Raw genomic sequence first — 9,270 nt, forward strand, 5'->3', positions numbered from 1 at the left:
TCTCGTGGGGTCGGAGATGTGTTTAAGAGGCAGGTGCCGAACCCGCCGGGTGGGCCAGGTACATCGCCTCCGAGAACAGGGGCAGGCTCTCCACACCGGGCTCCGGCCGATCGGGCACGAAGTCGTACGTGTGGACCAGCGCCGCGTCCAGGTCACCGGCCCGCAGCGCGTCACCCACCGCCGCCGGGTCGATCTCCACGATCATCGGCTCCAGGGCGGGCCGGTGCCCGGCCAGGAAATCCAGTGCCCTCGGGAGCAGCGAGCGACCCGCGGAGGGGAAGACGCCGACCCGCACCGGGCCCGCGGGACCCGACCGGACCTCCGCCAACTCCGCGGCGGCCCGCTCCAGCCGTTCGAGCACGGCCTCCGCGTGTCCCACCAGCCGCAGGCCGGCCGGCGTGAGGGTGACGCGGCGGCCCGTCCTCTCCAGCAGGGCCACCCCCGCCTCGCGCTCCAGCACCCCCAACTGCTGGGAGACGGCGGAGGGGCTGAACGCCAGGGCCTCGGCGACCGCCGCGATGGTGCCGCGCCGGGACAGCTCCCGCAACAGGCGCAGTCTGCGCACATCGAGCATCGGCTCAGCTTACGCTCGGCATCGAAAACATTCGCCGGCCCCGGGGCTTCCCGTCCTGCGATGCTGTCCCCATGACCCGTCACCTCCCGCCGACCGGCCTCCACGTCCCCCTCGTCACCCCCTTCGACACGGAGGGACGCCTCGACGCGGCGGCCCTGGAAGGCCTCGGTCGCGAACTCCTGGAGGCGGGCGCCCGCGGTCTCGTCGCGCTCGGCACCACGGGGGAACCGACCTCCCTCGACCCCGCCGAACGGGCCACCGTGCTCGATGTCTGCGCGCGGGTCGGTCGGGAGCACGACGCGCTCCTGACCGTGGGCGTCGGGGGCGGCGACACCCGGACGGTCGAACGTGCCCTGGCGGACCTCGCCGATCGTCCGGGGGTCGGGGCGGCCCTGGTGCCGGTGCCGGCCTTCGTTCGCCCCTCGCCGGCCGGGGTGCTCGCCCACTTCGCCCGTCTGGCCCGCGCCACCCCGGTACCGCTGATCGTCTACCACGTGCCCCGGCGGACCGGGTGCTCCCCGGGCGCCGAGTGCCTGCGGGCCGTGCTCGACCTGCCCGGTGTCGTCGGCATGAAGCTGAGCCCGGACGTCATCGACGGGGAAACCGTGCGGCTGATGGGCACCCGTCCGTCCGACCGATCGATCCTCGTGGGGGACGACCACCTGCTCCAGCCGCTGGTGGCCATGGGGGCGGTCGGGGGCATCACCGCCTCCGCCCACCTGGCCACCGGCCGGTTCGCGGAGTTCCTCGCCGCGGCGGCGGACGGAGTCGACCACGCGCGCACGCGCGTCCTCGGCCACGCCCTCGCGGAACTCTCCGCGGCGCTCTTCCGGGAGCCCAATCCCACCGTGATCAAAGGGGTGTTGCGGGCGCGGGGACGCATCCCCACCGCGGACGTCCGCCTCCCGCTGCTGCCGGCCTCCCGGGACGCGGTGGCGACCGCCGGACGTCTGCTCACGGCGGTGGAACACCGCGGGGTACCCGCTCGCGCGATCACGACCGGCGGTTCGCGCCCGGTCACCGCCCTCATCCCACCGGGCGGTGACCGATGAACAGCGTGCGGGTCGGCTCGCCCTCGGTGCCCGATTCCGTGGCGGTGGAGACCTCGAAACCCGTCTCCCGCAACAGGCGGGTCCAGACGGCGGCCGGGAAGAGCCCGGTGACGTGCGTCTCGTGGGCGGTGCGCACGGTGCCGTCGGCCTCCCGCAGGGTGAAGGTATACTCGGTCCGCACGGTGTGGGCACCGGGTTCCACCGGCAGCCCCCACTCCAGGTAACGGACCCCGCGTCCGTCGGCCGCGTCCTCCCCGCCCCAGTCGGTGCGCGGCTCGTACGTCTCGGTGAGGTGGTCGGGGAAGAAGACGGCCACGCCCCCGGGGCGACAGTGCAGGTACGCCGTCCGGAAGGCCGCCGACAACTCCTCCTCCGTGGTCATGTAGTCGATCGCGTCGTGCACCAGCACCGCGTCGAAGGTCCGTTCCAGGCGGAGTTCCCGCATGTCGCCGCGCAGGTGTTCCACCCCGGGGTTGAGGGCGCGGGAGACCGTCAGCATGTCCTCGGAGAGGTCCACCAGGGTCATCGCGTACCGGGAGCTCAGGTGGAAGGCGGTGTGTCCGCCGCCGCTGCCCAGCTCCAGCACCGTCCGCACCGGCCCCTCGGCCGCCGCGAACAGGCCGGCGGCCGTGCGGGCGTCGCCCTGGTAGACCTCCACCGGGGAGATCAGCGGCCACCAACGGGCCAGGTCGCCGTACATGCGGGGGTGGGGGTTCGGGGAACCGTCGGACGCGCTCATGATGGTGTGCTCTCCACCGCCGGACGGGAGGGACGGTCGGTTCCGGCGGGCGGCGCACCGGTGTCCGCCCGCATCGTAGGCCGCGCCGGGGGCACCCCCGACCACCCCGCGTGCCCCGGGCGGTTCGGCGGGGTGGACACCGCTCGCCGGTCGCGGGCCCGGCGTGCGCCTTCCGGTTCCCGATCGGGCATAGGGTCGGGGCGCGGGGCAAGGGGCGCCGCACCCGGAGCGGTGAGCCGGGACCCCGGGGAAGGGCCCGGGGGAAAGCCCGAGGAGAAGAGAGCGGAGCGGCTCGTGGTGCGACGGCTCGCGGCCCGGCTGTGGCGCGGTACCCGGGGCTCGGTGCAGTGGCGGTTGCTGTGGCTGGCGAACGCCACCTTCATGATCGGGGTGACGGGTGTGGTGCGGGACGACCGGGGACGGTTCCTGCTGTTGCGTCACCGCATGTGGCCCGAGGACCGGCAGTGGGGCCTGCCCTCCGGCTACGCCGTGCGGGGCGAGGAGTTCGGCGCCACCGTGGAGCGGGAGGTGCGCGAGGAGACGGGCCTGGAGGTGCGGGCGGGGCGGTTGCTGTGGCTGCGCAGCGGCTACCGCCTGCGGGCGGAGGTGGCCTACGAGGCCTTCCTCCTCGGGGGCACCCTGCGGCCGGAGCGCACGGAGATCCTCGAGGCGCGGTGGTGTGCCCCGGACGGGCTTCCGGAGCGCATGCAGCCGATCCACCGGGAGTTGATCGCCCTCGCGCTGGAGGGGACGGACGGGTCCGGCGGGCCGGAACGGGCGACACCGCCGGGACGGTGAGGCCGGAGCCCGCACTCGTTCCCCTCCCGCGTCCGGTCCGACGCGCCCCGACGCGGCGGTGCCGGGGGTCTTCCCGGCTCTGCGGGGCGCCGCTACCATCCCCACGTGTGGGAGCGCTCCCATGATCTGCCGGGGCGTACCCGGCGCCCTGCCCGGTACCGCCCCGACGCCGTCCCCCCATCACCGTTCCGCCGGTGCCCCCGGCAGGAAGGACCCCGGATGCGCGCGTCCCCCGCAACCGTCGGGCGGGAGCGTTCCCTCCCGCTCGCCGCCTGCGCCCTCGTCCTCACCCTCCTCGTCGGGGTGCTCGTCGGGGGGCTGACCCCCCTCCTGACCCCCGCCGCCGGGGCGGCCGAACCGGACCCGGCCCTCCCGATCACCGTCCTCGCCTCCGACTTCGAGGACGGCACCACCCAGGGATGGGCGGCCCGGGGCGGGGAGACGGTGGCCGTCGACGGGACCGCGGCCCGCACCGGAGACCACGGGCTCGCCGTCACCGACCGCACCGCCGGCTGGGAGGGGCCGGCCCTGAGAGTGGACCACATCCTGGAACGGGGCGTGGCGTACACCGTTTCCCTCTGGGTGCGGCTCGCCGAGGGAGCCGGGAGCGACACCGCGCGCCTCAGCCTCGAACGCCGGGTGGACGGCACGACCTCGTACCACACCCTGGGCTCCGTCACCGTGGGCCCGGACGCGTGGGTGCAGCTCACCGGTACCCACACGCCCACCGTCGCCACCGAGTACTCCGCCCTCTACGTCGAGACGGCGGCCGGCACCGCCTCCTTCGGGATCGACGACGTCCTCGTCACCCGGATCCCCGTGCCGCCGATCCAGCGGGACATCCCCGCCCTGCGGGACGCCCTCCCGGAGTTCCCGATCGGGGCGGCGGTGAGCCCGGCCGACATCCACGGCGAACGCGCCGAACTCCTCGCCCGGCACCACTCCTCCCTCACCCCGGGCAACGCCCTGAAGTGGGATGCCACCCAGCCGGCCGAGGGCGTCTTCCGTTTCACCGACGCCGACCCGATCCTCGACTTCGCCGCCGAACGGGGCATGGCCGTGCGCGGTCACACCCTGGTGTGGCACGAGCAGACCCCCGCCTGGGTCTTCACGGGCGCCGACGGTGAACCGATGACCCCGACACCCGAGAACAAGGCCCTGCTCCTGGAACGCCTGGAGACACACATCAGGGAGGTCGTCGGGCGCTACGGCGACCGGATCGGGACCTGGGACGTGGTCAACGAGGTCATCGACGAGAACCGGCCGGACGGGATGCGCCGCAGCCCCTGGTACGAGATCACCGGCCTGGACTACATCCGCACCGCGTTCCGTGTCGCGCACGAGGTGGCCCCCGACGCCCGCCTGGTCATCAACGACTACAACACCAACGTCCCCGCCAAGCGCGAGGCGCTGTACGAGTTGGTGGCGCTGCTGCTGGACGAGGGCGTGCCCGTCCACGGCGTGGGTCACCAGACGCACATCAACATCGAATGGCCCTCGGTCGCCGAGGCACAGGCCATGCTGGAGCGGTTCGTCCCGCTGGGGGTGGACCAGGAGATCACCGAGCTGGACGTCTCCGTGTACACCGCTCCCGACCAGGTCTTCCCCGAGCCGCCCGCGGAGCGCCTGGAGGCCCAGGCCCGGCAGTACCGCCGGATGTTCGACCTCTTCCGCTCGTACTCCGAACACATCGCCTCCGTCACCATCTGGGGCCTGGCGGACGACGACACCTGGCTCGACGGCGGACCCCTGGACCGCAAGGACGCCCCGCTGCTGTTCGACGAGCGGCTGCGGGCGAAGGCGGCCTACTGGGCGATCGTCGATCCCGGATGGGAGGGCGGCGTCGGCCCGTCGGGGGAGTGCCTGGTGGACCACCGGGTCTCCGACCGCTGGCCGGGAGGCTTCCGCGCCGAGGTGACGGTCACCAACACCGCCGCCTCCCGGACACTCCGCGGGTGGACCCTGGGGTGGACCCTCGACCGGGGCGAGCGGGTCGAGCACCTGTGGAACGGCACCCTCGTCCACCGGGGGCCCCGTGTCACGGTGGGTGACGCCTCCTGGAACACCGTCATCCCGCCCCGGGCCTCGGTGACCCTCGGTTACCTGGGTTCCCGGTCCGGGGCCTCCGGGGCCGGGGGGCCGGTCGAGCCCACCTTCTTCACCCTCGACGACCGGGCCTGTCTCCTCTTCACCCCGGAGGCATAGCCGGACCGCGCCCCTTTCGGGGAAGTGCCCGCCCCGCCCCGCCCCGCCTCCGTCACCGGCGGGGCGGGGCTCTCCGTGTCGCGCGTCCTCCGGCCGGATCGGGGTGGGGCGGGCGTGACGCGCCACTCACCGTTCGAGCCGGAGCGCGCGCCGGGGATGGAACCCCGGCCGCGTGAGCACACGCGGTTCCCGGGGTGAACCGACGGGTGACAATGAAAACGATAACCATTAATCTCCTTGCGGTCGTGCCCGTGCCACGCGAAGGACGGACCAATGGGACATCTGCTGATGGTCGAGAGCTGGGTCGGCTCGATGAGCACGTTGCTGCCCAGAGCCATCGGAGAGGCGGGACACCGCTTCACCCTTCTCACCCGTGACCTGCACCACTACCTCCGTGCCGCGCGTCCCCCCGAGCCGCACCCCCTGCTCGCGGCGCGGAACATCCTCACCACCGAGACCAACGACACCCTCGCCCTGACGGAATACGTCGAACGCCTGCACGCGGTGCTGGACTTCGACGGCGTGATCTCCTCCTGTGACTACTACTTACCGACCGTCGCCCGCCTCTCCGCCCGCCTCGGCCTGCCCGGCCCCGCCCCGGAAGCCGTCGAGGCCGCCTGCCGCAAGGACCTCACCCGCCGGATCCTCGCGGAGGCGGGTGTCCCCGGCCCTCGTCACGCCGTCTGCCACGATCGCGCCGAACTCCTGGACGCGGCGGCGGGGATGGGCTTTCCCCTCGTCCTCAAACCGACCGATCTGTGCGCAGGCATGTACGTGCGTCGGGTCGACGACGAGGACGGGCTGCTCGCCGCCCACCGGGAGCTGGCCGGTTTCCCCGTCAACGCCCGGGGCCAACGGCGTTTCCCCGCCGTCCTGCTGGAGGAACTCCTGACCGGCCCCGAGGTCAGCGTCGAGACGGTCTCCGGGGGCGGCCTCCACCACGTCGTGGGAGTCACCGACAAGAGCGTCGCCGGCGCCCCCGCCTTCATCGAGACCGGCCACATGTTCCCCGCCGCCTCGCCCCCCGACGTTCTGCGCGAGGCCGTCGACACGGCGGTCGCCGCCCTCACCGCCCTCGGCCTGGACGAGGTGGTGGCCCACACCGAGATCAGGCTCACCCCCGGGGGGCCCCGGGTGGTGGAGGTCAACCCCCGCCCGGCCGGCAACCGGATCACCGAACTGGTCCGCCACGTCACCGGCGTCGACCTGCCCGCGGCGGCGGTGGAGGTCGCCCTGGGGCGGGTACCGGACCTCACCCCCCGCGAGACCGGGGTCGGCAGCGCCGCCATCGCCTTCCTCCTGCCCGACCGGGCCGGGGAACTGGCCGGTTTCGACGGCGCCCGGGAAGCGGCCGGGATGCCCGGCGTGCGGGAGATCGACCTCGCCGCACCCGGCCGCCGCACCCGTCCCGCCCTCAGCAACAACGACTACCTCGGCCATGTGATGGTCACCTCCCCGGAACCGGGTGACGCCCGTCCCCGGGCGGAGAAGGCGTTGTCCGCCCTGGGGCCCCGCTGGGCCGATGTCCGGGAGGTCGTCGCATGACGCCCACCGGAACCCCCACCGTCCGATCGGTCCCCGCCCTCCTGCGCGGCGTACTCGACGGTGACTTCGGGCCCGACCCGCGCGAGCAGCACGTCTCCCTGGCCTTCGTCACCACCCAGGCCGTCCGGCACCGGGGGCGGTCCACCGGTTACCGCAACGAGGTGCTCGGCCTGCGGCTCGGGGCCGCCGTCGGGTCCTGCGCGGTCGAGCCCGGATCCCTGCCCGCCGGCGCGGTCGACGAGTGCGTCGGGGCGGCCGTCGCCGACCTGCTGTGCCACCCCCTCCTCCCGGTGCGGATCGCCGCCCTGGACGCCTACCTCGGCCGGGTGTTGCCGCACACGGCGGCCAACGGTGCCGTGCCCCACCCCCTCCCGGCCGGGAACAGCCTGGAGAAATCCCGGGCCCGCGCCCGGGCTGTCGTGGATCTCCTGCCCCGCGATCCCGCGACGCGGCGGGTACTCGTCGTGGGAGTGGTCAACTCCCTGCTGGAACGCCTGCGCGAGCGGGGAGTGGACCACGTGCCCTGCGACCTCAAGGGCGGCACCACCGAGTGGGGCGAACCCATCCGCACCGACGCGCACGCCGAACTACAGGACTGCGACGCGCTGTTGGTCTCCGGCATGACACTGGGCAACGGCACCTTCGAACCCCTGAGGGAACACGCCCTCGCAACCGGCAATCCCCTGGTCGTGTTCGCCCAGACGGGCAGCGCCGTCGTGCCCCGGCTGCTCGGTTCCGGTGTCACCGCCGTCTCCGCCGAGCCCTACCCCTTCTTCTGGCTCGACGGCGGCCCCGGGACGGTGCACCTGTACCGGGAACGGGTCGGGGCGGTGCACCGGTCGGACTCCGGAGCGGAGGAGCACCCGTGACCGCTCTCGTCACCGAACGTCCCGCGGCCCCCGAACTCCTGGCCCTGCTCGGGCACACCCCGATGGCCCGTATCGCCATCCCCCTTCCTCATCCCCACTCCGGCTTCTGGGCGAAGCTGGAGTCCCGGGGAGTGGGCGGCATGAAGGCCCGCGCCGCGGTGGCGATGCTGACCGGGGCCCGACGACGCGGCGAACTGCTCCCGGGAGCGCCCGTGGTGGAATCCACCTCCGGCACCCTCGGCATCGGACTCGCCTTCGCGGGACAGGCCCTCGGCCATCCCGTCGTCCTGGTCGGTGACATCGAACTGGAACCCTCGATCAGGGGGCTGCTCCGCGCCCACGGCGTCCGCCTGGAACTGGTGGATCGCCCCGCCCCGCGCGGTGGATGGCAGGCCGCCCGCATCACCCGGCTGCGCGCCCTGCTGGCGGAACTGCCCGACGCCTACTGGCCCGACCAGTACAACAACCCCGACAACGCGGCCGGATACACCGCGATGGCAGACGAGATCACCGACGTGCTGGACCACCTGGACATCCTGGTGTGCAGTGTCGGAACCGGCGGCCACAGCGCCGGCCTCGCGATCCCCCTGCGTCGCCGTTGGCCCCGGCTGAGGGTCATCGGCGTGGACTCGGTGGGTTCGACCATCTTCGGCCAGCCGGCCCGCCCCCGTCCGATGCGCGGGCTGGGAAGCAGCATCCACCCGCGCAACGTCCGCCACGAGATCTTCGACGAGGTGCACTGGGTCGGTCCGTCCGAGGCCGTCGACACCTGCCGCCGCCTCGCCCGGGGCTGCTTCGTCAGCGGCGGTTGGAGCACCGGCGCGGTGGCGCTGGTGGCCGCCTGGGCCGCACGCACCAACCCGGGAGCGGTGGTTGCCACCGTCTTCCCCGACGGCCCCGAGCGCTACGTGAGCACCCTCTACGACGAGGACCACTGCCTGCGAAACGGGATCGGCACCGGCGAACCGCCCCGCGACCGCCCTCTCGAGATTCCCCATCCCGGGGCGGTGGAGGCCACCGGCTGGACCCGTTGTCGCACCGTCGTCGACCCACTCGTCGGCTCCGAGAGGGGTGTGTCGTGAGACCGACCGTTCGCACCGTCTCCCTCGACCTGGCCACGCCGCTGCGCATCTCCCGGTCGGTGATGACCCGACGGGACGCGGTATGGGTGTCCATCGAGCACGAGGGGGTCACCGGTCACGGCGAGGTGGTGGCCTCGACCCACCTGGCCACCACCGCACGGCGGGCCCGACGGGACCTGATGGAACACGTCGCGCCCGCACTGGCCCGCCACCCCGACCCGCTCTCCGGCCCGGTGGACCCCGGGACGGAGCTCGCCCTGCCACCGGACGTTCCCGCCGGGGTCCTGGCGGCCGTTGACGCCGCACTGCTGGACCTGCGCGGAAAACTCGAGGGCCGCCCCGTCCACCGCCTCCTGCCGGGCTCCGACCCTCTCCGGCCCGGTGGACCCCGGGACGGAGCTCGCCC

The 9,270-nt window shown here is 73.7% G+C and carries 8 protein-coding genes and 1 pseudogene; 7 read left to right on the forward strand and 2 right to left on the reverse strand.

Annotated elements, in window-relative coordinates; translation table 11 throughout:
• Positions 1 to 22 precede the first annotated feature (22 nt).
• The gene (locus FOE67_RS08480; protein ID WP_182662101.1) at positions 23 to 574 is read right to left on the reverse strand and encodes a LysR family transcriptional regulator; all 552 of its coding nucleotides are present in this window, start codon (positions 572 to 574) and stop codon (positions 23 to 25) included.
• A gap of 71 nt (positions 575 to 645) precedes the next feature.
• Here FOE67_RS08480 and FOE67_RS08485 point away from each other — a divergent pair, with 71 nt between their 5' ends.
• Positions 646 to 1,626, forward strand: coding sequence for a dihydrodipicolinate synthase family protein (locus FOE67_RS08485; protein ID WP_182662103.1), 981 nt, complete (start codon positions 646 to 648; stop codon positions 1,624 to 1,626).
• Here FOE67_RS08485 and FOE67_RS08490 read toward each other — a convergent pair.
• Positions 1,601 to 2,365 carry a class I SAM-dependent methyltransferase gene (locus tag FOE67_RS08490; RefSeq protein WP_182662105.1) on the reverse strand — a complete coding sequence of 255 codons (765 nt, stop codon included), beginning with the start codon at positions 2,363 to 2,365 and terminating at the stop codon, positions 1,601 to 1,603. The genes FOE67_RS08485 and FOE67_RS08490 overlap by 26 nt on opposite strands.
• Positions 2,366 to 2,662: 297 nt before the next feature.
• On the opposite strand from FOE67_RS08490, the gene FOE67_RS08495 reads away from it, so the two are divergent.
• From FOE67_RS08495 to FOE67_RS08520, 6 genes and pseudogenes are all read left to right on the forward strand, one after another.
• Positions 2,663 to 3,163, forward strand: a complete 501-nt coding sequence (locus FOE67_RS08495) for an NUDIX domain-containing protein (RefSeq protein WP_323384498.1) — start codon at positions 2,663 to 2,665, stop codon at positions 3,161 to 3,163.
• Between the two features lie 219 nt (positions 3,164 to 3,382).
• Positions 3,383 to 5,368 (forward strand): endo-1,4-beta-xylanase, encoded by a 1,986-nt coding sequence (locus FOE67_RS08500; protein WP_182662107.1) that lies wholly within the window; start codon positions 3,383 to 3,385, stop codon positions 5,366 to 5,368.
• Between the two features lie 273 nt (positions 5,369 to 5,641).
• Positions 5,642 to 6,913, forward strand: coding sequence for an ATP-grasp domain-containing protein (locus FOE67_RS08505; RefSeq protein ID WP_182662109.1), 1,272 nt, complete (start codon positions 5,642 to 5,644; stop codon positions 6,911 to 6,913).
• Complete coding sequence (locus FOE67_RS08510; protein WP_182662111.1) at positions 6,910 to 7,782, forward strand: Rossmann-like domain-containing protein; 873 nt, start codon at positions 6,910 to 6,912, stop codon at positions 7,780 to 7,782. Before FOE67_RS08505 ends, FOE67_RS08510 begins: the two co-directional genes overlap by 4 nt.
• Complete coding sequence (locus FOE67_RS08515) at positions 7,779 to 8,864, forward strand: PLP-dependent cysteine synthase family protein (RefSeq protein WP_323384497.1); 1,086 nt, start codon at positions 7,779 to 7,781, stop codon at positions 8,862 to 8,864. The genes FOE67_RS08510 and FOE67_RS08515 overlap by 4 nt, the downstream gene beginning before the upstream one ends.
• Positions 8,861 to 9,270: pseudogene (locus FOE67_RS08520) on the forward strand (dipeptide epimerase); the annotation flags it as partial. The gene FOE67_RS08515 and the pseudogene FOE67_RS08520, both read left to right, overlap by 4 nt.

The organism is Streptomyces calidiresistens, assembly GCF_014141525.1.
Taxonomy (GTDB): domain Bacteria; phylum Actinomycetota; class Actinomycetes; order Streptomycetales; family Streptomycetaceae; genus Streptomyces; species Streptomyces calidiresistens.

Bases quoted from the DNA above. Each gene is read 5' to 3' on its own strand.
- FOE67_RS08480 (WP_182662101.1), bottom strand. From the start codon at position 574: ATGCTCGATGTGCGCAGACTGCGCCTGTTGCGGGAGCTGTCCCGGCGC.
- FOE67_RS08485 (WP_182662103.1), top strand. From the start codon at position 646: ATGACCCGTCACCTCCCGCCGACCGGCCTCCACGTCCCCCTCGTCACC.
- FOE67_RS08490 (WP_182662105.1), bottom strand. From the start codon at position 2,365: ATGAGCGCGTCCGACGGTTCCCCGAACCCCCACCCCCGCATGTACGGC.
- FOE67_RS08500 (WP_182662107.1), top strand. From the start codon at position 3,383: ATGCGCGCGTCCCCCGCAACCGTCGGGCGGGAGCGTTCCCTCCCGCTC.
- FOE67_RS08505 (WP_182662109.1), top strand. From the start codon at position 5,642: ATGGGACATCTGCTGATGGTCGAGAGCTGGGTCGGCTCGATGAGCACG.
- FOE67_RS08510 (WP_182662111.1), top strand. From the start codon at position 6,910: ATGACGCCCACCGGAACCCCCACCGTCCGATCGGTCCCCGCCCTCCTG.